Consider the following 25,221-nt stretch of genomic DNA (forward strand, 5'->3'; position numbering starts at 1 on the left):
AGATTTTTAACTTTTCCCGCAGTTTTATTTGAAAAAGTATTTAAAGAATTACTGCCTCATTTTCGTCGGGAATGGTTGATGAGAAAATCGAGACCATTAGCAGATAGTGTACAATTTGCCTTAAAAAACTTTGAAAATATCTGGATAGCTGACGGCTCAACATTAGAAGCATTATTTCGTAAACTAGAAAGTTTATCAGATGTTCCTATTGGTCAATTATCCGGGAAAATGGGAGTAATAATAGACCTAGTAACTCATCTTCCCGAAGAAATTTGGTTTTGGACAAACCCGAAACAAGCAGATACTAATTGGGAGGAAGACTTACTAAAAACAGTTAAGCCAAAAACCTTGCTGTTATTAGATAGAGGCTTCTATCACTTCGCTTTTTGGTCAAAATTAATCGAGCAAGAAATTGGATTTATTACTCGGATTAAAAAAGGTGCATCTTATCAAGTCGAGCGGGTATTCACCAATACTTATGATGTCAAAGACCAGATAATTAGGATAGGTGCAGGGACAAAAAAAACACCAGCTTTGACTATAAGATTAGTACAAATTCGCTCGAAAAATTCCTGGCGTTCTTATTTAACAAGTGTCCAAGAACCCGAAATATTACCCCCCTATGTAGTAGCAGATTTATATCAAAGACGCTGGCGAATTGAAGAGGCATTTTGCCTAGTAAAAAGATTACTAAATCTCAGCTATTTATGGACAGGTTCGTTAAACGGAATCAAGCTACAAATCTGGGGTACTTGGCTATTTTATGCGATTTTAGTAGATTTAGGAGATGCGGTTGCAGATGAATTAGGAGTGCCAATTGAACGTGTTTCATTAGAAATGATTTATCGGGGGATGTATCATTTTTCTGTGGCCTATCAAAAAGGAATAGCTTCTGACCTAGTTAAGTATTTTGCCTCCGATAAAAATCAAGATTTAGGGATTGTTAAGCGACGACGAAAACCTCATGTCAGGCTAATTATTTCTCCTTTCCCTGGAACTCAAAGAAGTCCCGAACAATTTTTTTTTAATAATAAAGGAACAAATGGAGTCATATTTTAATTGGATCAACAGGTAAAAAATGAGTAAAATTACTCATTGACAATAGTGCTTTTAGCTTAACTTGTGAGTAATGGTGTAAGTCTGGCGAGAACTTTTTGCGCTGAATCTGGATACCAAAAAAAAGCGGCTCCGCTTGTCGCAGAACCGCCGTCACAGAGGATGAAAAATCAAAACTTAACGGACTGCACCCTCAACTGAAGGTGATTCAATTGTTTTCATGAAGTACAGCTTCACTAATTGCCAGCCGTTCGACAGATACAAAGGCAATTTTTGGAAGAACTGCAAGAATTTCGGAGTATTAGAAGCAACAATTGCAGTCAACTTCTGATTGTTCTTGAGGCAAACATCCAGCCTTTCATAAAACTCGGGATTGTTCACGTCCAGCATGACGGGGAATACGCGGCCTGCTGTTTCGTTGGTCTTTTTAATCACTTCGATGTCGTATTCGCGAGCATCGAGACCGAGCGATCGATAAAAACCGGCGCGCTGGATATCATTGAGATACATTGTCGCGAACACTGACAGCAAGAAGAAACGGCACCAAAGCTTAGCACGCCAATCGTTCAACATCTGAGGCTGAGCTCTCATCACCGCATCGAAGAAATCTCCGTGGCGGTTTTCATCCTGACACCAATTTTCAAAGAATCGGAAAATCGGATAAATCTGGTCTTCAGGATGGGCTTTTAAGTGCTGATAAATCGTGATGTAGCGCCAATAACCGATCTTTTCAGACAAGTAAGTCGCGTAGAAAATAAACTTGGGCTTAAAGAATGTGTAACTGCGGCTCTTTGTCAAGAAACCCAAATCTAGGGACAAATTAAAGTCGGACAGGGCTTTGTTGAGGAATCCGGCGTGCCGCGCTTCGTCCCGCGACATCAGCAAGAAACCTTCGGCCAGCACTGGATTTTTGTCCTTGAGCTTGCGTGCCAATTCTTTGTAAAGCAAGAATCCAGAAAACTCTGCGGTGCAAGAGCGTTCCAGGAATTCAATGAACAACTGGCGCTTTTCGCCGTCGATGTGTTCCCAAGATTGATCGAACTCGGCATCACGCACGAAGTGGTTGCGGTTGTAGTCAACGCGGAACTCTTCAATAATTGCTTTTAGTTCGGCTTCATTTACCGAGATGTCCATTTTGGCCATCTCGTCAAAATCTGTTGTGTAAAATCTCGGCGTGAGAATAGTTTCTTTGGCTGGGGCTTTCACTCCCGGCCGCAGTTCTTCAAAAGTGGGTTTTTTGAGGGAATCTACCATATGTTTATTGGATTTCTGCTTATAACTACTCGCTTGTTTCCATTGTCGGGTACTGCGGGCGATCGCGCTCGTGTATGTCCGGCCAGCGCTGGCGGCGCGCTTGCTTTGGCGCTCCGTGTGGAATCCAGTTCTAAGCTGCTGTAATTTCCACGCCCTCCAGTTTACCAAGCTCTCGCCCGCGCAAATATGTTGATGGCGTTAAGAATTGCTACGCAAAATTACTCATGGGCTTCCAGACAGAAGCTATTGGGAAACCAAATTCTGCCTTTTGCTCAGTTTATTAGGCTACCACACAAATAAATTCCCATGTCAAGCTGTTTAAACAGCAGATAGAAAGTACAAAATGTATATAGGGACTCCAATTCTAGAATAATCAGGCAGGACGGTCAGAAAATGAGCAATTTAGGTGTTAGTTACCTTTTATGGGCAGCTTGTTTTTTCGGCCCCTTCGGACTCCACCGCCTCTACAACGGCAAGATTGGTAGTGGTTTGCTGTGGCTGTTTACCTTTGGCTTGTTTGGGTTTGGGCAATTGTTTGACTTGCTGCTGCTGCCGAACATGGTGGACGAACGCAATGCCAGTCTCAGGGGCAAACTCGGCGTATCTCGCGAAGGTATACCGCTATATCCAGTCAGCGGGGCGATCGCCGCGACATATCCCAAGCCAACTCCAGACCAGTTAGGGGTTAAACTCCTGAAGGCAGCTTATACCAAGAACGGAAGATTATCTGTCACCCAAGGGGTGATGGCAACCGGCGCTACTTTTGCCGAAGTGGAAGAGGCTTTCACGGCAATGCTCAAAACGGGTTATGTGAGTATCGAGAACGATGCGGTAACGGGCGTCGTGATCTACCACTTTCACGAACTTTAGCTGCTGCGGGTGCGTGATCTAGGGGATTTTGTCTATTTTTCCAGAAGCTAATCGCTGACGCACCCTACTACTTGATATTGGTTGGTGAGCAGTTATTGCCGTTTTTTGAGTAAGCATTGCCGACAAAATCGGCTAGAATGTTTGTTTGTCTATATAAGCAGAAAGTATTTAGCGTCATGGCAGTCCCTAAGAAGAAAACCTCCAAATCCAAGAAGAATATGCGTAAGGCCACATGGAAGCGCAAAGCTGTAGTGGCAGCTCAGAAAGCTTTGTCTCTGGGCAAATCTGTTCTGACTGGGCGTTCCAACAGCTTCGTGTATCCCGGCAATGAAGAAGAGGAGGAAGAATAGAAACGGAATACCGGGCATAGGGCGAACCCGATGCCCGATCGATCAATCCTTTTTTGCTGTTGGTAAAATCAGCATGGCATCGCCAAAGGAATAAAAGCGGTACTGTTGCTCGATCGCTTCTCGGTACAAATCCAACAGCCGAGGCCTTCCAATCATCGCACTTACCATCATCATCAAAGTAGAGCGGGGCAAGTGAAAATTGGTAATCATCCCCTCTACAACCCGCCACTTGTAACCAGGGTAGATAAACAAATTGGTCGGGCCGCAAAAAGGTTGCAAGGAAAAATCGCCACTCGCGGCGGCGGCTCCCTCTAAAGCTCGGACGGCTGTTGTACCCACGGCAATGATCCGCCCGCCTCGGGCTTGAGTTTCCCGGATTTTCTCGACGGTGGCGGGGGGTACTTCCACCCATTCGCCGTGCATTTTGTGAGCCGTCACGTCTGTCACCTCCACCGGGCGAAACGTCCCTACTCCGACGTGCAGGGTGACAAAAGTTTTTTCTATTCCCCGCTGTTCCAAGCGGCTGAACAATTCTTCGGTGAAGTGCAGGCCTGCTGTGGGGGCCGCCACCGCCCCAAGCCTCTCGGCATAAACAGTCTGGTACTGTTCCGCTGAAGCTTGGGAATTTTCGATGTAGGGCGGCAGGGGTATGTGGCCGTATTCGTCCAAAAACTTCGCCAGATTCTCATCTGTGGGGATGTCAAACTCCAACAGCCGCCCCCCTGTTGCGTCGTCCCTCTCTATAACTGTTGCAGTCAATCGACGACGATCGGGCATCGTGGCATCGGGAAGGCAACAGCAAGGAGCTGTGGTCGAGTCCTCACAGCCAGGGGCGATGGGATCAAACTCAATTTTTGCTCCCAACTTTAATCGTTTCCCCGGTTTGACCAAAGCCAGCCAACAGTTGTGCTGCCGTTCTTCCATCAACAATATCTCCACAGCCGGGCCGTTGGGTTTGTGCCCGTAGAGCCTCGCTGGCAGCACGCGGGTGTTGTTCAGTACCAGCAAGTCGCCCGGTTGCAGCAAATCGGGTAAATCCCTAAAAATCCGGTGTTGGTGGCTGCTAGGAGAATCTACAGCCAGCAAGCGAGAACTGTCCCTCGGCACTACGGGATTTTGGGCAATGCGTGAGGGCGGAAGTTCGTAGTCGTAGCCGTCCAAAGACCAGTCCATCTCTGTCATCGAGTGAATTCCTGTGCGATCGATCTGTCAACTGGGTAACAAATTGGGTAAAAACCCCCATCCAAAGTCGGGTGCTTTTCCCCTTGTGGTCGCGGGTATAGCCCGCGAGGATAGAGGTGTAGCATCAGCTTTGCTCATAAGGATCGTTATGGAATACCTCTACTACATCGCCAATACTAGCCTTACTCTGAGAGTCGTGGATTACCTACGCACGGCTCATCATCTTCCCTTGCAATTTATCACTGTTATTCACCAAATTGACGGCTGGGTGGTAAAGGTGAAAATGAGCCAATATTTAACACCCGAAATGCACGGGGATTTTCGGGCTTTTATGAACGAACTCGGGATTCCTTACGATCCTGAAATTCGCTTGCAAATGGCGCTGTGGAGTTTGGAAACCGGACAGTCCCCGCTGAGCGTGATGCGCCGCTACCAGGTGGCAGTGGTTTGTCACGGCAGCCCTGACCGTAAGGAAATTGAAGCGTTTCGCCAGCAGTTTGTCAAGGGTCTGGGATATTGCCCGGAAACTCTCGCCTAGATTGCTACGCATATAAATATAACTGTGATGAAAGAACAGGAGAGGGAGAGAAGGGAAAAGCGGGAGAAGATTTAACGCTTTTTTCAGCTCCGTTAAAGCTCAAGAGAGAAATGGGCGACAGCCTAGGCAAGTTAACCATTAAAAATTACCTAGTGGCATTGCTTTGAGATTTTACCCTCTAAATTTTAATTATATATTTTTAATTGCTAAAAGCCGAGCGAATGTATTCTTCCAGGGTGAGTCGGTAGTTTCCTGTAACGGCGGATTGAGAGTGCGCTGCTGTTAATGGTGGTAATATTCGCTTACTGTTTTGTTGTGAAGGTTCGCACCTGACTAAGGCGACATCAAAGCGACAATAGTTATTGGCTAAATCTGGATGAGTGCTTAAAAATATTTCGGCTGTTTGCCAAAGTTTGGCTTGTTTCGTGGTGGTAACAGCCAGCATTCCACCAGCATCCCAATTTCCCCGGCGGCGAGTTTTTACCTCTACAAATGCTAATGTTTTGGAATGGGGAATGGGGAATGGGGAATGGGGAATGGGAAATGGGGAATTTTCGTTACCTCTGTTGATTTCGCTTTCTTCATCTCTTCCGAGTGCGATGATGTCAATCTCTCCCCAGCGACAGTGCCACTGCCGGTGCAGGATTTCCCAACCTTGCTGCTGCAACCAGTCGGCGACTAAGTTTTCTCCCAATGTGCCGATATCCCGAGAGTTTGGGGATTGGGGGGAATTGGAGTCAGCCGTCGCGAGCGGGCGATTCCCTACGGGATAGCTACGCTTGACGCTCTTTCTGGTAGAATTCAATTCTGAACTTTCACGACTGCCCATTAGCTTGAACTTGTATGATGATTTCTCGAATTCGCCAACATATTTATACTTTCTTGCTGAGTTTTGTTATTTTAGCAGTAATTGCCGCTGGGGCGATCGGCATTAATCCCGCACCTGCTTTCGCTTTGGATCACGATAAAGAAATTCTAGTCGGCGCTGACTTTACTGGCCAAGTTCTAACTGACGACAGTTTTAATAAAGCCAATCTTCGCAATAGCAATTTTACTAATGCAGATTTGCGAGGTGTCAGCTTTTTTGCTGCCAATATGGAAGAAGCAAATTTAGAAGGCGCTAATTTCACGGGTGCTACTTTAGATTTAGCTCGCATGATGAAAGCAAATTTAACTAATGCTATCCTTGAGGGTGCTTTCGCTTACAATACCAGGCTGGAAGGAGCTATTATTGACGGTGCTGATTTTACAGAGACACTGCTGCGAGACGATATGATAGAAAAACTTTGTAAAGTGGCAAAAGGTACTAATCCAGTGACAGGTAGAGATACTCGCGAAACTCTTTTTTGCGATTATTAAAAGGCTCGTTGAATAAAGGAATAAAGTCCTTAGTACAAACAGGCTTCTAGTAAGGACTTTATTACTTATATCAGTTAAAAAAATGTAACTGCAGGCAAGCTTCCAACCTGTATCGAACCAGTCATCCCCAATCTAAAATCTAAAAGGGTATTACCCCCAAGGCACGGATGTTAAATCGTAAAAATTAACTTGACGCAGCCGCTCTAATTCCTTGAGCCATTCTTGTTCGGCACAGAAGAGTTGGTGATATTCTATAGCCTCTTCGCCACTGCTAGCGGCCTTGGCTTTTTCCCACATATTGAGTGCAATTCGGCGGCGCTTCATGCTGATAATTTGCTCGATACAGGCGAGGGCAGATCTAATGACTAGAGGGGCGCGATAAACATTTCTTTCTGAGAACTCATTTAAGTGAAATAAATGCGAGATTTGATTTAGTTGATTTGGATATTCAATGAAGCTATCTTGCAATTTTAATATTAACTCAGAAGGTGCTACTTGTAAAGACATTTTGTGCAATATTTCAGCATTGACAATCTGGTGCCACAAAAATCTGTGGTGAGAAAGGCTAAACTGCACGTCTCTAGCTTCTATTGCTTCTCTGACATCTTGGCGGTATTCGGGACAGTGCAAATAAATCTGCAATAATTGCGCTTCGGCTTCTTCTAAAAGACTGCGGGCTACGGCAGATAAGCTGGATTTTGAGTTTTTGTTTTCGCCGCTTGCACGCTGTTTTTTATATTGTTTGTTCGGCTTTAGCTTGTTTCTAATTAACAGGGGCATTGTCAAAGATTCGTCTTGACTCTGCCGCTTTGCCCAATCGCTGACTACTTGATTTAGCAAGTTTTCTGCAATCATTTTTGTGAGTCTAAAATCTCCTTTGCTGAGAATTTCGGCGCATTTTTGCAGGTAATGTGCTAGCTGATTGTCGTCAGTGATATTGGTTAATAAATTAATGATTTTTTTTGTGACTTGCTGGGAAGTATCGGCTTGCTTCAAATCTTGATTGACGAGCATTTGTTGTAGTTGCCAGTCGATCCACAACGGAGCATTTTCCAGCAATTCTCGATATTGTTCTGGGGAGTACGTTTTCAGGTATTCGTCGGCATCTTTGCCGTCAGGAATGTTGAGCACCCGCAGTTGCACTTCTCCTTGATAAGCGAGTTTTTCTATTTCTCCAATAGCGCGTTCTGCTGCTTGAGTTCCTGCTTTGTCGGCATCGAAGTTGAGGATAATTTGTTTGGAGTCAGTGTAGCGCAATAACTGCCGTACTTGGTTTAAACTTAAGGCTGTGCCGAGGGAAGCGACGGCGTTGGAGATGCCGGCGGCATGAAGTGCGATCGCGTCAAAATACCCCTCTACAACCACTGCTCGATCGGCTTTGCTAATGGCTATTTTGGCTGTATCTAAGGCAAATAAAGTTTTGCCTTTATCGAAGAGTTCTGTTTCGGGAGAATTGAGGTATTTCGGCTGTTCGTCGCCGAGAGCTCTGCCGCCGAAACCGATGACTCTGCCTTGGGTATCACGAATGGGAATTATAATGCGATTGCGGAAGCGATCGTAATAACCGCTGCCGCCATTTTTTCGGGGTACAATTAATCCAGCTTGTTCTACTAATTGCGCTGGATAGTTTTTCTGTTCTACTAAATAACTGTAAAGTGCTTCCCAACCTTGGGGTGCATAACCTAATTGAAATTGTTGGATAGTCTCTTCGCTGAGCTGGCGCTCTGATTTGAGATATGCTAAGGGTTCTTCTCCTTGGGTTTGCCGCAAAGCGTGTTCGTAAAAGTTGGCTGTTAGTGCTGAGATTTCATAGAGTTGTTCCCGCAAAGAAATTTGGCGCTGCAACTCTTGGCGGTGTTCCGGTTCGACTGTTTTGACGGGGACTTGATAATTTTTAGCTAATTCTAATACTACTTCGCTGAAAGGGCGTTTCTCCAGTTCCATGAGAAACTTAAAAGCATTGCCGCCTGCACCGCAGCCGAAACAATAATACATTTGTTTGCCGGGACTGACGGTAAAGCTGGGAGATTTTTCATCGTGAAAAGGACACAGACCTACAAATTCTTTGCCGCGTTTTCGCAACACGACGCGACCGGAAATAACGTCTACTATGTCTGCTCTTTGTTTAACTTCTTCGATTGTTTCGGGATGTAGCCGGGGAACTTGCATAGGGCTATTTTAGGCAAACTGAAATTATGTTTATTTGGGGCGATCCACTTTAGTAAAGCACAAAATTGACTTTCAGGACTTGCACACAAAAACTCAAGCGTTCCGGTTTTTTGTACCAGGGATGATCGCTGTTAATATGTGTTTTATTAAAAAACCAGGTTTCTCCGTAAGGCATAACTTTATTGTAAGATATTTACACTAACTGTAAGGAGCATCGAAAATAATGCGAATTTTAATGATGGGCGGTACTCGGTTTATCGGGGTTTATCTTACTAAGATTTTAGCAGCACAAGGACATGAAGTGGTGTTGTTTAACCGGGGCAACAAGCCTGCACCGGTTGCGGGCGTAAAACAGATTCAGGGCGATCGCACAAATGTTGAACAATTGCAAGAAAAGTTATCGACGGTCGAGTTTGACGCGGTTTTTGACAACAACGGCCGCGAACTCAGCGATACACAGCCTTTAGCTGAAATATTTAAAGGGCGGGTGCAGCATTTTGTTTACATGAGCTCTGCGGGGGTTTATTTGAAGTCGGATCAAATGCCTCATATCGAAGGGGACGCTACCGATCCTAAAAGCCGGCATTTGGGTAAATGCGAAACCGAAAATTACTTGGCCTCATCGGGTTTGCCTTGGACTTCGATTCGCCCGACTTACATTTACGGCCCCCAAAATTATAACGATTTAGAGGCTTGGTTTTTCGATCGCATTGTGCGCGATCGACCGATTCCGATTCCCGGTAACGGGATGCACTTCACGCAGTTGGGGCACTGTCAGGATTTGGCTAAAGCAATGGCGGCGGTTTTGGGTAACGAAAGGGCGATCGGGCAAATTTACAACGTTTCGGGCGATCGATTTGTCACCTTTGACGGTTTAGCCCGCGCCTGCATTCAAGCGGCAGGCAAATCCCCTGATGCTATTAAGATTGTACACTACGATCCGAAACAATTTGACTTCGGCAAAAAGAAAGCTTTCCCAATGCGATTGCAGCACTTTTTCGCTTCAGTTAATAAAGCTGTCACCGATCTTAACTGGCAGCCGGAATTTGACTTACTTTCTGGATTGAAAGATTCTTTTCAGAATGATTATGTAGTTTCGGGGCGGGACAAAGCTGAGATAGATTTTTCAGTCGATGATCAAATTTTGAAATCGGTTCAAAGTTAAGTTAGAGTGGGAGCATCCCATGCCAGAAAAAATCTAGAACCCCACCCTAACCCTCCCCTTAGTAAGGGGAGGGAACAAGAAAGAAAGCAAATAGAACTAAATTAATGATTGAAGAACTGCATAATGGATTTCACCCGGAAATTTATTTTATTGAAATTCAAACTCCCCAGTTGCGGTTCGACCCATTAAAAAAATTAGAGAGGCCATGTTAGAATTTTCAAATGCGGAAGATGTGACAGCTTGGTTGGAAGCTAATTCTCCAAACGACTAGGAAATATTAGGTGAATTTCATGCTTGGAATAACACTCGGCAATCGCTACAGTATTATCCGTCACTTGGGAGGCGGCGGATTTGCTCAAACTTATTTAGCTGAAGATAAGCAGCTACCAGGCAATCACCTCTGCGTCGTCAAGCAGCTTAAACCTCACGCAACCGATCCGGAAACTCTAAAAGTAGCAAGACGTTTATTCGATACCGAAGCACAAGTTTTGTACAAGTTGGGAAATCACGATCGCATTCCCAGACTTTTTGCTTTTTTTGAAGAAAATCAAGAGTTTTATCTAGTTCAAGAATTTATAGAAGGTCACGATTTAAGTCAAGAAATTATACCCCCCCAAACCCCCCCTTACCAAGGAGGAACTGCGGGAGGTTCCCCTTACCAAGGGGGGACTGCGGGAGTCATGCAGGAAGATCAAGTCATTTGTATATTGCAGGAACTTCTCGAAATTTTAGACTTTGTACACCAGCAAAATGTGATTCACCGCGATGTCAATCCCCGCAATATCCTCCGCAGAGATAGAGACGGAAAATTAGTTTTAATTGACTTCGGCGCAGTCAAAGAAATTACTACTCAAATCACCACTCCTCAGCCCAAGAATAGCTTGAGTGTGAGCATCGGTACTCCCGGTTATATGCCCAGCGAACAAGCTCACGGCAACCCGAAACTCAGCAGCGATATCTATGCCGTCGGTGCGATCGCAATTCAGTTCCTCACGGGCATCAATCCTCACCAAATGCCAAGAAACGCCGATACAGAGGAAATTATTTGGCAGGACAAAACATCAGTCAGTCCTGAATTTGCGAAGATTTTAGATAAGATGGTAAAGTACGATTTTCGGCAACGTTATTCTAGTGCAGGTGAAACGCTACAAGCTATTAAAGAATTGAAAAATTCTTTCAGCGGTACAGTTCCTGTATTGCCTCCGGTTGCTGCTGCGAATAAGCCGGTAAAACCCCGAAAAAAACTGTATTTAAAAATATTGTCGATCGCCAGTTTAATAGGCGTCACTATCTTAGCATCAATTTATGGTGTAAATACTTTTAATTCGGCCAATGCAACTGACCTATATAACCGAGGCAATACTCTTTACAATTTAAGCCGATTTGAAGAAGCTCTGGCAGCTTATGAGCGAGCTATAACTCTCAGGCCGGACTACGCGGAAGTCTGGCAGGAAAAAGCCAAAACTTTATATGAATTGAAAAAATACCAAGAATCGCAGTCAGCTTATGATAAAGCCATAGAATTAAAGCCGAAATACTTGGAAGCTTGGACGGGACGCGGTTATGCTTTGGAGAAGTTGCAACAGTCTCAAGAGGCGATCGCATCTTTTGATAACGCTTTGAAAATCCAGCCCGACTATGCCGCAGCATGGGAAGGTAGAGGCGATGTTCTGTTAGACTCGCAGCGGTACGAAGAAGCGATCACTTCCTACGAAAAAGCGGTACAGTTTCAGCCAAATTTGTACGGTGCTTGGTACAATCGGGGACAAGCTTACCAAAAATTAAAACAGTACGATCGAGCCGTAGAATCCTATCAAAAAGCAGTTGAAATTAAATTCGATAATTTTGAAGCTTGGTATAACTTAGGCAATGTTTTCCTAGAATTAAACAAAAATAAAGAAGCTTTTGAAGCCTACGAAAAAGCCGTGCGGTTTCAGCCAATTTTTTATCAAGCCTGGTACAGTAAAGGCATCGCTTTGCTAAAAATGCGCCGACATGAAGAAGCGGTAGAAGCTTACGAAAAAGCTGTTAAATTAAAACCGGATTATTATCAAGCGTGGTACAATTTAGGTTGGTCGTACCACGAATTACGCAAGTATGAACAAGCAATTGAGTGTTATAACAGAGCCTTAGATTTAAATCCGAAAGAATATCAGGCGTGGTACAATAGAGGAAATGCTCAGTACAATTTGAATCGGTACGAAGATGCGCTAGTGTCTTACAACGAAGCCGTTTATGTCAAGCAAGACTACTCCGAAGCCTGGTACAGCCGCGGTAATGCACTTGTAGCGGTAAAAAGATACGAAGATGCGATCGCCTCCTATGACAAAGCAATTCGCTACAACCCCGATTACCGAGCCGCAATGGAAGCAAAAAAGCGGGCCGAAAGTCAGCTAGGAAGCAGCCCGCTAGAATCCCAACAACAATAATTGTTATTAGTCCCCCTCTGCTAGGACTTTGGGTGTAGTAGTAATTTCACGATCCCAATAATCGTGGGGTAGGTTATCTTTTAGCGAACAGCGGGAGCAATTACGGTAACTCGGCGGCTGTCTACTAACATCGGCCAAAAACCTCGATCGCTCAATGCTTTTACCGCAGCAGTAGCGGCGTTTTGATCCGTTGTATAAGCGACGAATAAAAAGGGACGCTGGCCGTAGGAAGCTAACCCTACTTGCGTGCCTAATGCTTGCCTGACTTGGCCAGCTAATTCCGGTTGGTTGAAGTAATCGACTAACACTGCATAACCAGGGCCGAGGGGTTGGGGATTGAAGGCAAGATTGCCGGTTGAAGGATTGGTGATTGGTTCAGAACCTGGTGCTGGCTGAGGATTGTAGACTGGCAAATTTTGGGGTAGTGCCGCTGCGGGCGATCGTACTACGTAAGCTTGCAATCCGACAACATCTTCGATGTATTTCACCCAATCGCTGGCGATTTGCGAGTCCCGAAAGCCACCCACTCGCGTCACCGTGTCATTAATGTACCGACAAACTGTGTTGTTAGTATTTCCAGGAAAAGAGCGTTTTGCTCTTTCTTGCTGTTCGGGTGTTGGGGTGACGATTAACAGTAGATATTCATCGGACTGGGGCGGTTGGCAGCCCGACTGAGCTTTAACAGAACTCGATAAAATTGTCAATACCAAAAGGGCGATCGAAGTAGCAGAAAATAGGGGGATAGACAAAATAAATTTGTACAATTTACCCCTAATTATTGTTAGTTGTTTTGTCTGATATTTTGCTATTTTGTTCATGCTGTCTGTAGGGATGCAAGGGCATCGGGAATAGTTGCTGATGGTGCTTGAAATTCACCTGTCAGTACATATTCTAATCGCAGTTTCAACCAGGTGATGAAGACGGGATCGGTAGAAATAATAGCGGCGGCTGGCTGAGGGCATTTTGCTTTAACTTCTGCCATTGTCGGCGCTTCTAGGAAAGCCGGCTGTTTAACCAACCAAAAGTCTATTTGTTTTTCTTGTTCGTTGTAGTTGCGAGTTCTTTCTTTAAACACTTCATCTAGGGCTTCTTCTTCTAGCAAAAAGCGTTGGCTGGCTAAAACGTAGTAGTAGGTTTGCATTTTTCTGGGTTGTTAGGGGTTGACGGTTAGCGGTTAATGCCGCCTGTACTGGCGAGTTTTGCTGGCCAGGGGCTGGTTTGCCGAGTTGCGGTTGTTGGAGAGTTCTAGACTCTTGTGCCGTTTACTTTACCTTATTTGCTGTCATCTTGGGTAGATGCAGAGCAAGTCGCCTCAGAAAAATCTTTGGTGGCTAGAGTTGAGGGAGTTGTGAGAGTTGTGAGAGTTGCTGGTTTTTTGGGGATTTGGGCGATTATTTTTCGGGCTGGTGATTTTCGGGAAAATTTAGGTGACAATAGGAAATTAGATGGAATTGCAGGTTGAATAATTACTAATTATTGAGGTAATCGGGGGGCGGTTAAACCTGATTTGGAGTGATTTGCATATGAAAACACTTGAGAGAGTTTTTGATTGCTAACCCTAAAAAAAGGCTTTCATGGCGATCGAGCTGCCTGCGTGAAAATCAAGGGTTTGTGACTACTACCTAAAAAGTGTCGTGACTATTGTATTAAAAATGTAAAATGTGTGGATTGATTTGCTCTGACCGAAATAGCGATCGCCCCGCTGTCACTTCCCCCACCCCACCAAAAGCGCTCGCCCTTCGCCCCTGCTAAAATAAGCTCAACAAATCAGCTAAATTTGTTGCCCACGTACTGCAACCAAAGGCTAAACTAATCTAAGTTTTACCATAAAATTTTCTCCCCGTTCATGAACATCGCTTATTTAGTCAACCAATATCCCAAAGTCAGCCACAGCTTTGTCCGCAGAGAAGTGCTAGCCGTTGAAAATTGCGGCATGAAAGTCGCACGTTTTTCCATCCGATCGTGCGAGTCAGAACTCGTTGATGGGGCCGACAAACTAGAGCAAGAATTGACTAAAGTAATCTTAGGAGTTGGTGTAAAGGGGTTAGCGTGGGGTTTGCTGCGCGTTGCCGCCACTAGACCAATTCGATTCATCGAAGCTGTGCGGTTAATGTTCAAAGTTGGCTGGCACTCGGAACGGGGGATTTTGCTGCATCTAGCTTATTTAGCAGAAGCTTGCATTCTTTTAAATTGGTTTGCAGAATCGGGTACAGCACACGTTCACGCTCACTTCGGGACAAATTCCACAACAGTCGCAATGCTGTGCCGCGTACTTGGCGGCCCGACTTACAGTTTCACCGTTCACGGCCCTGAAGAATTTGATAAAGCCACAATTCTTTCCTTAGACGAAAAAATTAAACGATCGACCTTTGTAGCGGCGGTTAGTTCCTTCGGTAAAAGTCAGCTTTTTAGGTGGTGCGATCGCACTTTTTGGTCAAAAATTCACGTCATACACTGCGGCGTAGATGCTGCATTTTTAGCTGCACCCTACGTCCCCATACCCGCAGCACCCCGCTTAGCTTGCATTGGCAGACTCAGCGAACAAAAAGGTCATTTGTTATTGCTAGAAGCTGCTAACTTGCTAGCTGTTCAAGGCTTAGAATTTAAGTTGGTACTGGTAGGAGACGGGCCGCTGCGATCGGATATTGAAAAGCAGATTCTGCAACTCGGCCTGCAAAATCATATAGAAATTACCGGCTGGGCCAGTGGCGATCGAGTTCAGCAAGAGATTTTAGCTTCACGGGCAATGGTATTGCCGAGTTTTGCGGAAGGTTTGCCCGTCGTAATTATGGAAGCCCTCGCTCTCAATCGGCCCGTAATTAGCACCTATGTTGCTGGCATCCCGGAGCTCGTAGAACCCGGTGTTTGCGGTTGGTTAGTTCCTCCCGGTTCCGCAGAAGCATTAGCCGTAGCAATGCGCGCGGTATTGGAAGCACCTTTAGAAAAGCTAGAACAAATGGGGAAAACAGGAGCCGAGAGAGTTGCTCAACAACACAATGTTGATTTAGAGGCAAAAAAATTAGTCGCGCTGTTTGATAGTGCTATTAAGCCGTGATTAAAAAAGTAGTAAGGCAATGCTGTTTCCATACCCAAAAATAATCATTAGCCCCCCTCGGATCTAACTCTCGCCCTATTAATGGTAGGGAAACGGCAGTGCCGTTTCCTGACGGTGGGTAATATTAATTCCGATGCCACCGGATTTGATATAACGAGGGCGAGCATCATGCCTATCCCATAATAAAAATCATTCTTTGTGGAACAGGCATTTTGCCTGTTTATTTAATTAGAACGACCTACTTACAAACTTTTTAAGGAATAGGAACAGAGCGCAACAATCGATCAACAATTGCCTTAGCCCTCCTTCCCCCCGCCGGAATTAAACGGTGAGATAGTACGTGCGGCGCCACATACTTAACATCATCATCAGTAGCAAAATCCCGGCCCTCCATAAATGCCAAAGCCTGGGATGCCCGGTGCAAAGCCACCGCACCCCGGGGACTCACCCCCAGAGTAATCTCCTCATCTTCCCGCGTCGATCGCACTAAATCTACCATATACTGTTTCAAAGAGCCTTCCACCTTCACAGCAGCGCACAAACGCCGCAATTCCTGCACCTGTTCCAAAGAAATACAAGGCTGCAAATCTTCCACTGCAAAACTATCAGAAAGCCGTTCCAACATTTGCAACTCTTCCACCGCAGCGGGATAGCCCAAAGTCAAAGACAAAGTAAACCGATCCATCTGCGCTTCCGGTAGCGGAAAAGTGCCTTGATATTCGATCGGGTTCTGAGTCGCAATCACAAAAAACGGCGCCGGAACATTCCGAGAAACTCCATCTACTGTCACCTGCTTTTCTTCCATCACTTCCAGCAAAGCTGACTGAGTTCGCGGCGTCGCCCGATTAATTTCATCGGCAAGCAAAACATTAGCAAAAACTGGCCCTGGCAAAAACTCAAACTCTCCGCTGCGCGGATTCCAAATATTAGTACCGGTGATATCCGTCGGTAACAAATCGGGAGTGCACTGAATCCGCTGAAATTTCCCATCGATCGATCGCGCCAAAGACTTCGCCAGCAGCGTTTTTCCCACACCTGGCACGTCTTCCAGCAGCGCGTGCCCACCCGAAAACACGGCTACCAGCACCAAGCGAATAGCATCCGCTTTGCCGACCATAGTTTTGCTTAGATTTTGTTTGAGCCGCTCAATATGTTGTCTCATATCCCTGATTGCTAATTGCTAATTGCTAATTGTGGATCAAACATCAAATTGCCAAAATCTTGAGTCTTTGCCTTGCGGACTGCGGATTTGTACAACTAGAATTTAGTCTGACTCATCTTGCACCATTTTTAAAACCGATCGCCCGTTCTAGATCACATAATTATTAGACTTTAGCAGTTAAGAGGCTTCTAGCAATATCGCAATCTGCCTGAATTTGAGTTTTGAGAGCATCCAGAGAAGCGAATTTTTGTTCCGGCCGCAAAAACTCTACCAAACTCGCGCTCAAGGTTTGACCGTACAAATCCCCCGACCAATCTAACAGGTGAACTTCCACAGTGGGTTGCAGCCCGTCTACTGTCGGGCGGCAGCCAACATTCATCACCCCATTGACAAAAGATAAATTTGATGCTGCGCCGGGAATTAGAGATTTTGGATTTTCCCGCTGATAGGAAGAACTTTCCTCTTTCATCTTTTCCCATCCATGCTTCAGTGAGACTCGCACCGCATACACGCCAAAACGTGGCAAAAATTTTTCCGGCGGCAGTTCGATATTAGCAGTAGGAAATCCGATCGTCCTGCCCAGCCGCTTTCCCCCAACCACAGTCCCAACTAAACTGTAGGGTCGCCCCAGCAACTGATTCGCTCTTGGGAGGTCGCCGGATGCCAGACCTTCGCGGATTGCAGAACTGCTGATCCGATCGCCCTCACCGCAATTGTGCAGCGGTACAAGAGCAACATCAATACCGTAACCGGCGGCGATCGACTGCAAATCCACAGCCGTCCCAGCGCGTCCCCGTCCAAACCGAAAATCAACCCCCACACTAATTCGACTCGCTTGCAGTTGCCGCACCAGAATTTCCTCGACAAACTCAGAAGCAGTCAAAGCCGCAAGTTCTCGATCGAACGGCAGCAGCACAAGTTGCTCGACGCCCATTGCTGCGAGCAATTCTACCTTTTCTGCCAGAGGCGTCAGCAGTTTTTTCGGTTGACCCGTAAAGAATTCTTGCGGGTGCGGATTGAATGTCACCACAGTGCTGTAAAGCCGATCGACCCCATCATAATCGCGACCAGAGAGGCTGTTGCCCTCTGCCTTGGGGCCTATCAAACCCTCGAAATTACGGCCGCTGTCGGCTCCATCGGGTGGTGCTGCTGAGTCTTTGTAGCAGGTCGCCGGAGGTTCGCTTTCCCAATTTTGATCTGTGCCAGCGTTGGAACGCAAGTTTTCTGCCGACGCAAAAACCGTCGCAGAATTTGGCCCCGGCGATTTATTTAAAATTGGCTGCACGACTTGTTGATGCCCTAGGTGCAAACCATCAAAGTTTCCCAAGGCAACAGAAGTTGGAGTCAGAGCAGCGGTACAAGAAGAAGTTACCCACACGCTTAAAATTTTGACATACTTAGCCAGATTGCGATCGCCAGTCGATTTTAGATTTTAGATTTTAGAATTGACTCCACAGATAAATCTGGAAGTTTGAACTTTGGTCTAAACTTTTTGGTTTTCCACGACAGGAGTACGTGGCACGGTATCCGTCTTTGAGTGAGGTCAGCCCTCGCTTAAATTTCAGATTTCACCGATCGAGATTTCAGAAGCATTTGACAAGCTCAAATCCCTCACACAGACACTTGAGGCGCTTGCACCGACGCTTCAGACAAATCGTTATCAGGAGGCAGCAATTGTAACGACAAACCTTCCCGCGCCATCAAACTGTTCGGGAACCTTTGAGCAACTTGTTCTCCCACCCTGTCTAAAAACTCGTCATTGTGCAGCGGGTCGTGGTGAAAAATCACCAACTTTTTGACATTAGCAGCCTTTGCCACCTTCACCGCTTCCTGCCAAGTCGAATGTCCCCAGCCGACCTTGCTGCTCTTCTCGGCATAATACTCCTCATCGGTATAAGTAGCGTCGTAGATCAGCACCTCAGCATCCTGAGCCAAATACAGCACATTTTCGTCTAAACGATCGGGAAAATGTTCGGTATCAGTCACGTAAGCAGCCGCATACCCCCGCCAGTTGACGCGGTAGCCTATAGCTTCCCCCGGATGGTTCAACAAAGCAGTTTCCACCTTAATCTCTCCGAGTTCCAGCGGTTTGCCAACTTCTATATCGTTAAATTTCAGGTCTGCCCCCATAATTTGCAGGGGCACCGGAAAATTGGGGTGCAGCATCTGGTCGTGGAGGCGCTGCTGGATAGTAGCCTTATTAGGAGCAATAGCCCCATAGATGTGAAAGCAGTTCCCAGGAATAAAAGCTGGGACAAAAAATGGGAATCCTTGAATGTGATCCCAGTGAGAGTGAGTAAAAAACATATGAGCTTTTACGGGCATCTGGGACAGGAGAGTTTGTCCCAAAACCCGCAATCCAGTACCGCCATCGAAAATTAGGCGGCTGTCACCCACTCGCATTTCTACACAGGGCGTGTTGCCCCCGTAACGTACTGTTTCTGCCCCGGGAGACGCTATGCTACCTCTAACGCCCCAGAAGTGAACCGTGAATTGGTTTTGCATACTAGACATGGGTTTTCTTGCAAGATTGTTCCGGCGAGTTATCGGTAAGGTGTTTACATATTACTAAGGGCTTTACCATCAAACCCAAGTTCTTTGACGGTCGAGTTCCCCACTTGTTGGAAGTGCCAAGAGTCTCGCTTGCCAGAGAATGCAAAACTGTTGGGCTTGACAACTGAGCAATAAGTTACAAGGTAGACTAATCAAGTCTCGATCGTAACTATTCTTTTCCTCTCTTCACTAGCCTAACCTCCGCAGACACACTTTGGGGCCGCAGTTCTGTCTGAGTTTGGTCAAAAGCCGCTGTTTTTCCAGCCTCCGCAATTGCCGAACACGATCTATCGGTTGTTTGCCTTGCTGCTTTACCGGTTTGAACCCGGATGATGGGCTTCCTCAACTCCCATTAATTCAAAAATCTTAGCAGTTTAGGAATGCTCCTGCTAATTATCCAACAATACTGTCTGTGTCTGGATTCTCGGCCCGCCCGGAGGCTGCGGTTCGTCCCGCTGGTCAAGCTAATCCCAGCCTCATCTGACACCGGGATAGCAGCGAGAGTCCGGGCCTGCGGGCAAAAGGCTAAATTTTCGTCGTGCATTTCTTGGCGGACGAATTGAATCACTCAAAATTCCCCTATTTTTGGAAATTAAAAAATTTCGATTTTTGGCCATCATGCCAACTCCGATCGCCATTCTGTCTCAAGAGTGATGCAGAAATATTCGCTGTTAACCTATCGTGATTTTCTCAACCATCTTCAATTGCTCTATTTTTGGTAAGGATTTCTAGGAATTCAGCGCATTTGCGGTACTCGCCACGGGGTTGAATTTCCGGTATCATAGAAGCTTAGAGTCTTATTTGCCAAGAATCTAAATCAGTGCTAAAAAAGCCTGGATAACTTTAAGTTATTTTTCAAAAAAGTCAGTATGAATCAAGTTAAAAAAACTACAACCAAGCTGAATAGATCGCCTGTAAAAGTGTCCGATCGCACTTTAGAACTCGGCAATCTCCCCTTGAGCGACCTGTCTTTAGAAATAACTGATGGTCAAGCTTTGAGGGAATTTAGTTCGGACGCTCATCGCCCGCCGGGAACCCCAACAGCCACAGGCCGGACTGCCGAAACAAGGCGTAGGAGGGCAGATGGTAAGACCTCCTGGGCCCGATCGCCTGTGGTTTCTACTGCTCTTCTCAAGTGGCTGCTAGAGCATTTGACTAGATCGAAAGGTTGGCTGGCAGTTGTCACGCTGGCAGGAGTTTGGGGGTTGTGGAACAGTGAGTTACTGTTTTCCACCGGCCTGGGGATAGCAGCGATGATGCTGGTTTACCGAGGGCAGTCGTGGGACTGGCAATTGCTGCGGGCAAAAGGCGAGCAATTTTGGGAGGGCCCGAACCGTCGGTTCGTTTTAGCCGTCGGCACCGGCGGCATTGCTACCTTGGGCGCTTACATGAGTTTGGCAATTTGGGCGGACTCCGAGAGCCACTGGATGGCTTTGAGCGTGATTTTGCAGAATTTGGGCACGCTCGCGATTGCAGGACTGTTGCTGCGGCAAGGGTTGAGTCTGGGGGCCGCAAAAGATGAAGTGGCGCTCGATCGCATCTTGGCGGATTTGACTGATGCTGACCCCGTGAAGCGTTTGATTGCAGTGCGACAAATGACCGATTTGGTGAATAAGGGTGGGTTTGGTCCTGTGAGTTCAGTCAAAAGTTCGATCGCCCGTTCCCGCGCTGCCGAGTGCTTTCGGCTGATGCTGAGTCGGGAACCAGAAGCTTTAGTCCGCAATGCCCTTCTCGAAGGTTTGCAGACTTGGGACGCTACTTATGGCATGGCTTTAAAATCCAAAAATCAAGTCATCGACTATTAGCTGACCGTCAAAAGCGTAAAAAGTAATTTTATGAATATTCGGAGCTTTTACGCGCAGGGGAGCCCTAGGGGCGATCGGAGAATTAGACCCCACCAGATTGGGCGCCGGCATTTCATCCTGAACAATTGGGTTGCCGTCAATGTCACAAGCAGATAAAACAGTTCGTCGCGAACTGGTGACAAGTCCTGACACCCACCGAACTGGATACTTAAAAGTTACTTCTATCAGTCCGCTTTTGGGGGCCCCCATTAACACTGTTGCTCCAGAACCCGTGAAAAAGGCTGGGTTTGAAGGTTGGATGGCGACGGCATTGCTAAAAGTCACCCCCCAATGTGCAAACTGGTGTTCTACTACTTCAAAGCATTTCAAGTCTTCTAAAGCTACGCGGACGATTGCAGGTACCGTGGCGCGCGATCGCACCTCTGATCCTGCGCCTGAGCGTTCTGGAGTGGCGACAACAGACTTTTTGCCGTTTAAATCCATGCTTCGACAGGCTGTGTCAAATTCTGCTAACCCGTCAGATTGAAGACTTTTCGCATCAACCATAAAACCCTCGCGATCCCTTTTTCTGAGCAGTTGCATTTTAGTAGACCTCCCTGAGATTAGTTGTTTCTTCTGTTTTGGAATTGATAACGGCGAGGCCCGTGATTGCCAAACCTGCAATTAGGAATCGAAACCCCATCGCCCGCCCTCCAACAAAGACTTTCGACCTCAAAAGCCACTGCTCCGCAAAATATCGTGATTAATGATTTGTGATTGGCGAGCGTCGGCAAACCTGCCGCCTGCCTGAAAGCGAGTTCTAATAGTCCTCCTTTCCGAGCGCCTGCTTTCGGGGTTGGCGAACAGACTCTATTTTGTTGAGGGGTCTTACCCATCATTTTGCTATTATCTCCGATCGGGGGTAGTTTGCAAGGGTAAGGATAACTACACAGCCGAATTGCCCAAATCGCAAAACTTACTTGCTGTCTGTAGTTTCACGCTTCACCTGTACTAAAATAGATTTAAATCATTACTCAATCTTTACAAAAACGCCACCAGCTTTGCAAGTTTTTTAAACAGAGACGGGGCGACGGAAAAGAATCTAAAATATAACAGCGATTGAGGTTAGTTTATGCTTGTACCCCTCGGCTTCGGTCAGCGATCAATAGTTACTTCTCTCGGCAGAATGGTCTACTACACTGCTGAAAAAATGCCTTGGATGGGGTTGCCGACCTCAACTTCGGAAAATAAGCCGAACTTAGTATTTTTTCACGGTTTTGGCGGCGGGTCGAGTGCCTACGAATGGTCGAAAGTTTATCCGGCTTTTGCGGCAGAATATCGAATTTTAGCACCTGATTTAATCGGTTGGGGGCGATCGGAACATCCGGCAAGAAATTATCAGGTTGAAGATTATATCACAACGTTGATCGAATTTCTAGAAAAAACTTGCGGCAGTCCGACAGAGGTGATTGCTTCTTCGCTGACAGGGGCGATCGCGATTCGAGCTGCGATCGCACGGCCGGATCTGTTCAAATCCCTAATTTTGACCATACCCAGCGGTTTGTCGGACTTCGGACAAGATTACGGCAGCAGTTTCTTCGCTAAGCTAGTCAACACGCCGATTTTAGATCGCTTGCTCTACAGTACCGGAATCGCCACAGACGGCGGCATCCGTAGCTTTCTAGAACAACGTCAATTTGCCGATTCCCGTCGCGTTTACCAAGAAATTGTTGATGCTTACCTCGCATCTGCTTTGGAACCAAATGCAGAATATGCCGCCCTGTCTTTTGTGCGGGGAGATTTGTGCTTTGATTTGTCGCTGTACATCACTCAGCTAACAACGCCGACAGCGATTATTTGGGGAGAAAAATCGCAGTTTACCGGACCCGATATCGGCCAGCGGTTGGCCAACCTCAACTCCGAAGCAATCAAAGTTTTTCAACCTCTGGAAAACGTAGGTTTGACTCCGCAGTTAGAAATTCCCGCTGTCACGATTGGCTTAATTAGGCAATACTTAAAATTGCTTTCGGAAGGGTGAAGAAGTTCGGCAACGGATTTTTTAACGGATGCAAACGGATGTCACGGATAGAGGTTCCAGGTTCGAGGGAAGAAGGAAGATTAATTTCCCACTACCCATAGATGTCAACTTAATCCTAAAGACCGCTGTATCTCTCGTTTATATCCAAGTCTCGATCCCCCTAAATCCCCCTTAATAAGGGGGATTTTGACAATAATCTTTTCCCCCCCTTTCTTAAGGGGGGCTAGGGGGGATCTAGACTCTGCTATAAGCGAGATTTATCATGAATTTTAGTCTCAATTTGACACCAATGACCACTGACAACTTTCAACTGTCAACTGACAACTGACTACTAATTATTCTTTGACTCGCACGTCGATAACGCTGGCGTTGAAAATGTACTTGTTGCCTTCAAGCTCTAGCGTAGTGCCAATTTTGACTTTCGTATTACCTAAAACCGGGCCATTTTCAGTAAGTTGACCTTTTCCCTCTAGGGTAAACATCATATTTTTGCTAAAGGCTTCTTCTTCTCTGGGATCTGGGAGAGCTTTCAGAGTGCCGTTGGGCTGAGGAACTGCTAGGGTTCTGGTGAGGGTTTTGACAGATTTGATGGTAATCTGACCGGAGGGTTGATTGCGGATCACCACATTGATTTTATCACCTGGTTTGAACAAATCTTGAACGTTTGTTCCTTTGAGACCGATCGCAATTGCATCAATCTCTACAGGTTTGACACTGGTGCCGACTTGGGCGACGGAACCGCCAGAAGTGCCGGGAAAGAAAAAGATTCCGACTGCAACTAGCAGTACGATCAGAGCGGCAGCTACGTCTAGAATGCTGAGTTTGCCGAACAGTCGGCCTTGAGAATCCAAAATTTTCATAATCGCCTATTATACTGATAGCGACAGGAGTATGTTTACAGCTCAGGACTTACACAGACATCGATGAAAAACAGATGCTGCTATTGCTGAGCTACCGCTGGCAATGACATACTTTATTGATGCGTAAGTCCTGAAGCTAAAAGATATTACCACAACGATCGCCCAAAATCCGCATGATTGGGGCACTTAACCCAGAAGGCAGTTGACGGGGGTTGGTTAGCCTTGGCTCGATCGCCCAGAAGCTGGTGGCAACGTTAAAAATTGACAAAAAGCTAGAATAGCAACTAAGCAGCCTCAAATTACGTCTGCCTATTTAGTGACTTTTCGAGTTTTTCCTACAATTTTATCTAACTTCTGGCACCTATCACTCATGTTAAAAAGTTTTTGGTTGACTTGCCGGCGTACTTGTGGCCGGGGGATTTATCTGTTTATGTCCCTGATTGTGGCTGCGGGTATTGGGATGGTTTCCCCGGAACCGACTCAAGCATTTTCTTTGCCTGAACTGATTTTTCGGGGCATTCAAGTTATTCAATTGTCCAATATGTCCGATCGACAAGAGGTGGCTATTGGCCAACAAATTAATCAGCAGTTAACGAACAGCGAGTTTAAGATTGACCGCGATCGGGATACTACAGAATATATCAACCGCATCGGTCAGCGGCTCGCTCAAGAAAGCACTCGCCCCGATATTCCTTATACTTTTCAAGTGATTGACGACGACAATATTAATGCTTTTGCGACAATGGGCGGTTTTGTTTATGTGAATAAAGGCTTGATGGCAGCGGCGGACAATGAGGCAGAATTGGCAAGTGTGATCGCCCACGAAATCGCTCACATTAATGCTCGCCACGCGCTTAAACAAATGCGTCAAATGGCCATAGCTTCAGGCGTAGCTTCGGCGACAGGGCTCGATCGATCTCAGGCGGTTCAGATTGGGGTGGAATTGGCTTTGCGCCGTCCCCACAGCCGCCAAGCTGAGTATGAAGCCGATCAGTTGGGATTGCAAACTATGGGGCGAGCGGGCTACGCTCAATCTGGGATGGTTGATTTTATGAAAAAGTTGCTCAACAAGCCTTCTCCTCCTAGCATTTTGAGCACTCACCCGGCAACTGGCGATCGTATTGCTGCTATTTCACAGGCTATAGATCCGGAGCTTGCTAGCGGTGAAGGTTTGAATAATGAGGATTACAGGCTAGAAATCCGCAGACTTTTAGGTTCGTAGCAATTCTAAATCTGTCAGGCGCTCTCTTGTTTTATCTTCTCTTTTCTTACTTCGCGATGTTCGCATCGAAAGCGGTTCGTTACAAAATCAATCTAGTTCTGTGCGATTCGTTTAGTCTAAATGAGTAAAAATACTCAGGGACGGCTAGTATGGCTATCAAGCCATAACAACTAAA

The 25,221-nt window shown here is 46.2% G+C and carries 25 protein-coding genes; 13 read left to right on the plus strand and 12 right to left on the minus strand.

What is annotated here, in order from left to right:
* A partial coding sequence (locus tag QUA25_RS26460) for an IS4 family transposase (RefSeq protein WP_333042416.1) occupies positions 1 to 1,059 on the plus strand: 1,059 nt, incomplete at its 5' end.
* Between the two features lie 174 nt (positions 1,060 to 1,233).
* On the opposite strand, the gene acsF is transcribed toward QUA25_RS26460, so the two are convergent.
* The gene (acsF, locus tag QUA25_RS26465; RefSeq protein WP_333042417.1) at positions 1,234 to 2,310 is read right to left on the minus strand and encodes a magnesium-protoporphyrin IX monomethyl ester (oxidative) cyclase; all 1,077 of its coding nucleotides are present in this window, start codon (positions 2,308 to 2,310) and stop codon (positions 1,234 to 1,236) included.
* Here acsF and QUA25_RS26470 point away from each other — a divergent pair, their 5' ends adjacent.
* From QUA25_RS26470 to rpmF, 3 genes are all read left to right on the plus strand, one after another.
* Positions 2,311 to 2,454 carry a hypothetical protein gene (locus QUA25_RS26470; protein ID WP_333042419.1) on the plus strand — a complete coding sequence of 48 codons (144 nt, stop codon included), beginning with the start codon at positions 2,311 to 2,313 and terminating at the stop codon, positions 2,452 to 2,454. It abuts the gene before it with no gap.
* 249 nt (positions 2,455 to 2,703) lie between these two features.
* A complete protein-coding gene (locus tag QUA25_RS26475) occupies positions 2,704 to 3,180 on the plus strand; it encodes a TM2 domain-containing protein (RefSeq protein ID WP_333042421.1) in 477 nt (158 codons plus the stop codon).
* Between the two features lie 176 nt (positions 3,181 to 3,356).
* Entirely contained in the window at positions 3,357 to 3,530 is a 174-nt protein-coding gene (rpmF, locus tag QUA25_RS26480) for a 50S ribosomal protein L32 (protein ID WP_006632406.1), read from the plus strand.
* A 42-nt stretch (positions 3,531 to 3,572) separates the two neighbouring features.
* On the opposite strand, the gene queA is transcribed toward rpmF, so the two are convergent.
* The gene (gene queA / locus QUA25_RS26485) at positions 3,573 to 4,712 is read right to left on the minus strand and encodes a tRNA preQ1(34) S-adenosylmethionine ribosyltransferase-isomerase QueA (RefSeq protein WP_333042423.1); all 1,140 of its coding nucleotides are present in this window, start codon (positions 4,710 to 4,712) and stop codon (positions 3,573 to 3,575) included.
* 148 nt (positions 4,713 to 4,860) lie between these two features.
* Here queA and QUA25_RS26490 point away from each other — a divergent pair, with 148 nt between their 5' ends.
* Positions 4,861 to 5,250 carry a hypothetical protein gene (locus QUA25_RS26490; protein ID WP_006632408.1) on the plus strand — a complete coding sequence of 130 codons (390 nt, stop codon included), beginning with the start codon at positions 4,861 to 4,863 and terminating at the stop codon, positions 5,248 to 5,250.
* Positions 5,251 to 5,449: 199 nt separating this feature from the next.
* Here QUA25_RS26490 and QUA25_RS26495 read toward each other — a convergent pair whose 3' ends face one another.
* Positions 5,450 to 6,079 carry a YraN family protein gene (locus QUA25_RS26495; protein WP_333042424.1) on the minus strand — a complete coding sequence of 210 codons (630 nt, stop codon included), beginning with the start codon at positions 6,077 to 6,079 and terminating at the stop codon, positions 5,450 to 5,452.
* 14 nt (positions 6,080 to 6,093) lie between these two features.
* Between QUA25_RS26495 and QUA25_RS26500 the strand changes: the two genes are divergently transcribed.
* Positions 6,094 to 6,609 carry a pentapeptide repeat-containing protein gene (locus tag QUA25_RS26500; protein WP_333042425.1) on the plus strand — a complete coding sequence of 172 codons (516 nt, stop codon included), beginning with the start codon at positions 6,094 to 6,096 and terminating at the stop codon, positions 6,607 to 6,609.
* A gap of 150 nt (positions 6,610 to 6,759) precedes the next feature.
* On the opposite strand, the gene dnaG is transcribed toward QUA25_RS26500, so the two are convergent.
* Positions 6,760 to 8,778, minus strand: coding sequence for a DNA primase (gene dnaG, locus QUA25_RS26505; RefSeq protein WP_333042428.1), 2,019 nt, complete (start codon positions 8,776 to 8,778; stop codon positions 6,760 to 6,762).
* Positions 8,779 to 9,001: 223 nt separating this feature from the next.
* Here dnaG and QUA25_RS26510 point away from each other — a divergent pair, with 223 nt between their 5' ends.
* Positions 9,002 to 9,943 (plus strand): NAD-dependent epimerase/dehydratase family protein, encoded by a 942-nt coding sequence (locus tag QUA25_RS26510; RefSeq protein ID WP_333042430.1) that lies wholly within the window; start codon positions 9,002 to 9,004, stop codon positions 9,941 to 9,943.
* A gap of 290 nt (positions 9,944 to 10,233) precedes the next feature.
* Positions 10,234 to 12,372, plus strand: a complete 2,139-nt coding sequence (locus tag QUA25_RS26515; protein ID WP_333042432.1) for a tetratricopeptide repeat protein — start codon at positions 10,234 to 10,236, stop codon at positions 12,370 to 12,372.
* Positions 12,373 to 12,452: 80 nt separating this feature from the next.
* Here the strand turns inward: QUA25_RS26515 and QUA25_RS26520 are convergent, their stop codons facing one another.
* Positions 12,453 to 13,190 (minus strand): hypothetical protein, encoded by a 738-nt coding sequence (locus QUA25_RS26520; RefSeq protein ID WP_333042434.1) that lies wholly within the window; start codon positions 13,188 to 13,190, stop codon positions 12,453 to 12,455.
* Complete coding sequence (locus tag QUA25_RS26525) at positions 13,187 to 13,513, minus strand: MgPME-cyclase complex family protein (RefSeq protein WP_333042436.1); 327 nt, start codon at positions 13,511 to 13,513, stop codon at positions 13,187 to 13,189. The genes QUA25_RS26520 and QUA25_RS26525 overlap by 4 nt, the downstream gene beginning before the upstream one ends.
* 114 nt (positions 13,514 to 13,627) lie before the next feature.
* Between QUA25_RS26525 and QUA25_RS26530 the strand changes: the two genes are divergently transcribed.
* Positions 13,628 to 13,834 carry a hypothetical protein gene (locus QUA25_RS26530; RefSeq protein ID WP_333042439.1) on the plus strand — a complete coding sequence of 69 codons (207 nt, stop codon included), beginning with the start codon at positions 13,628 to 13,630 and terminating at the stop codon, positions 13,832 to 13,834.
* A 384-nt stretch (positions 13,835 to 14,218) separates the two neighbouring features.
* Positions 14,219 to 15,427, plus strand: a complete 1,209-nt coding sequence (locus QUA25_RS26535) for a glycosyltransferase (RefSeq protein ID WP_333042442.1) — start codon at positions 14,219 to 14,221, stop codon at positions 15,425 to 15,427.
* A gap of 253 nt (positions 15,428 to 15,680) precedes the next feature.
* Here QUA25_RS26535 and QUA25_RS26540 read toward each other — a convergent pair whose 3' ends face one another.
* From QUA25_RS26540 to QUA25_RS26555, 4 genes are all read right to left on the minus strand, one after another.
* A complete protein-coding gene (locus QUA25_RS26540) occupies positions 15,681 to 16,589 on the minus strand; it encodes a MoxR family ATPase (protein WP_333042444.1) in 909 nt (302 codons plus the stop codon).
* 163 nt (positions 16,590 to 16,752) lie between these two features.
* Complete coding sequence (locus QUA25_RS26545) at positions 16,753 to 17,967, minus strand: bifunctional riboflavin kinase/FAD synthetase (RefSeq protein WP_333042446.1); 1,215 nt, start codon at positions 17,965 to 17,967, stop codon at positions 16,753 to 16,755.
* A gap of 233 nt (positions 17,968 to 18,200) precedes the next feature.
* Complete coding sequence (locus QUA25_RS26550; protein WP_333042449.1) at positions 18,201 to 19,103, minus strand: MBL fold metallo-hydrolase; 903 nt, start codon at positions 19,101 to 19,103, stop codon at positions 18,201 to 18,203.
* Positions 19,104 to 19,494: 391 nt separating this feature from the next.
* Positions 19,495 to 19,710 carry a hypothetical protein gene (locus tag QUA25_RS26555; RefSeq protein ID WP_333042452.1) on the minus strand — a complete coding sequence of 72 codons (216 nt, stop codon included), beginning with the start codon at positions 19,708 to 19,710 and terminating at the stop codon, positions 19,495 to 19,497.
* Positions 19,711 to 20,011: 301 nt separating this feature from the next.
* Between QUA25_RS26555 and QUA25_RS26560 the strand changes: the two genes are divergently transcribed.
* The gene (locus QUA25_RS26560; RefSeq protein ID WP_333042454.1) at positions 20,012 to 20,947 is read left to right on the plus strand and encodes a hypothetical protein; all 936 of its coding nucleotides are present in this window, start codon (positions 20,012 to 20,014) and stop codon (positions 20,945 to 20,947) included.
* On the opposite strand, the gene QUA25_RS26565 is transcribed toward QUA25_RS26560, so the two are convergent.
* Positions 20,915 to 21,529 (minus strand): hypothetical protein, encoded by a 615-nt coding sequence (locus QUA25_RS26565; protein ID WP_333042455.1) that lies wholly within the window; start codon positions 21,527 to 21,529, stop codon positions 20,915 to 20,917. The genes QUA25_RS26560 and QUA25_RS26565 overlap by 33 nt on opposite strands.
* A 529-nt stretch (positions 21,530 to 22,058) precedes the next feature.
* On the opposite strand from QUA25_RS26565, the gene QUA25_RS26570 reads away from it, so the two are divergent.
* A complete protein-coding gene (locus tag QUA25_RS26570) occupies positions 22,059 to 22,964 on the plus strand; it encodes an alpha/beta hydrolase (RefSeq protein ID WP_333042457.1) in 906 nt (301 codons plus the stop codon).
* Positions 22,965 to 23,299: 335 nt separating this feature from the next.
* On the opposite strand, the gene QUA25_RS26575 is transcribed toward QUA25_RS26570, so the two are convergent.
* Complete coding sequence (locus QUA25_RS26575; RefSeq protein ID WP_333042459.1) at positions 23,300 to 23,824, minus strand: DUF4330 domain-containing protein; 525 nt, start codon at positions 23,822 to 23,824, stop codon at positions 23,300 to 23,302.
* Positions 23,825 to 24,194: 370 nt separating this feature from the next.
* Here QUA25_RS26575 and QUA25_RS26580 point away from each other — a divergent pair, with 370 nt between their 5' ends.
* On the plus strand, positions 24,195 to 25,046 hold the full coding sequence (locus tag QUA25_RS26580) for a M48 family metallopeptidase (RefSeq protein ID WP_333042462.1): 852 nt from the start codon (positions 24,195 to 24,197) through the stop codon (positions 25,044 to 25,046).
* Positions 25,047 to 25,221 lie beyond the last annotated feature (175 nt).

Source organism: Microcoleus sp. Pol17C6 (assembly GCF_036701145.1).
Lineage (GTDB): Bacteria > Cyanobacteriota > Cyanobacteriia > Cyanobacteriales > Microcoleaceae > Microcoleus.

Coding starts and splice junctions, on each gene's coding strand:
- acsF (WP_333042417.1), bottom strand. CDS start 2,310: ATGGTAGATTCCCTCAAAAAACCCACTTTTGAAGAACTGCGGCCGGGA.
- QUA25_RS26470 (WP_333042419.1), top strand. CDS start 2,311: ATGTTTATTGGATTTCTGCTTATAACTACTCGCTTGTTTCCATTGTCG.
- QUA25_RS26475 (WP_333042421.1), top strand. CDS start 2,704: ATGAGCAATTTAGGTGTTAGTTACCTTTTATGGGCAGCTTGTTTTTTC.
- rpmF (WP_006632406.1), top strand. CDS start 3,357: ATGGCAGTCCCTAAGAAGAAAACCTCCAAATCCAAGAAGAATATGCGT.
- queA (WP_333042423.1), bottom strand. CDS start 4,712: ATGACAGAGATGGACTGGTCTTTGGACGGCTACGACTACGAACTTCCG.
- QUA25_RS26490 (WP_006632408.1), top strand. CDS start 4,861: ATGGAATACCTCTACTACATCGCCAATACTAGCCTTACTCTGAGAGTC.
- QUA25_RS26495 (WP_333042424.1), bottom strand. CDS start 6,079: ATGGGCAGTCGTGAAAGTTCAGAATTGAATTCTACCAGAAAGAGCGTC.
- QUA25_RS26500 (WP_333042425.1), top strand. CDS start 6,094: ATGATGATTTCTCGAATTCGCCAACATATTTATACTTTCTTGCTGAGT.
- dnaG (WP_333042428.1), bottom strand. CDS start 8,778: ATGCAAGTTCCCCGGCTACATCCCGAAACAATCGAAGAAGTTAAACAA.
- QUA25_RS26510 (WP_333042430.1), top strand. CDS start 9,002: ATGCGAATTTTAATGATGGGCGGTACTCGGTTTATCGGGGTTTATCTT.
- QUA25_RS26515 (WP_333042432.1), top strand. CDS start 10,234: ATGCTTGGAATAACACTCGGCAATCGCTACAGTATTATCCGTCACTTG.
- QUA25_RS26520 (WP_333042434.1), bottom strand. CDS start 13,190: ATGAACAAAATAGCAAAATATCAGACAAAACAACTAACAATAATTAGG.
- QUA25_RS26525 (WP_333042436.1), bottom strand. CDS start 13,513: ATGCAAACCTACTACTACGTTTTAGCCAGCCAACGCTTTTTGCTAGAA.
- QUA25_RS26535 (WP_333042442.1), top strand. CDS start 14,219: ATGAACATCGCTTATTTAGTCAACCAATATCCCAAAGTCAGCCACAGC.
- QUA25_RS26540 (WP_333042444.1), bottom strand. CDS start 16,589: ATGAGACAACATATTGAGCGGCTCAAACAAAATCTAAGCAAAACTATG.
- QUA25_RS26550 (WP_333042449.1), bottom strand. CDS start 19,103: ATGTCTAGTATGCAAAACCAATTCACGGTTCACTTCTGGGGCGTTAGA.
- QUA25_RS26560 (WP_333042454.1), top strand. CDS start 20,012: ATGAATCAAGTTAAAAAAACTACAACCAAGCTGAATAGATCGCCTGTA.
- QUA25_RS26565 (WP_333042455.1), bottom strand. CDS start 21,529: ATGCAACTGCTCAGAAAAAGGGATCGCGAGGGTTTTATGGTTGATGCG.
- QUA25_RS26570 (WP_333042457.1), top strand. CDS start 22,059: ATGCTTGTACCCCTCGGCTTCGGTCAGCGATCAATAGTTACTTCTCTC.
- QUA25_RS26575 (WP_333042459.1), bottom strand. CDS start 23,824: ATGAAAATTTTGGATTCTCAAGGCCGACTGTTCGGCAAACTCAGCATT.
- QUA25_RS26580 (WP_333042462.1), top strand. CDS start 24,195: ATGTTAAAAAGTTTTTGGTTGACTTGCCGGCGTACTTGTGGCCGGGGG.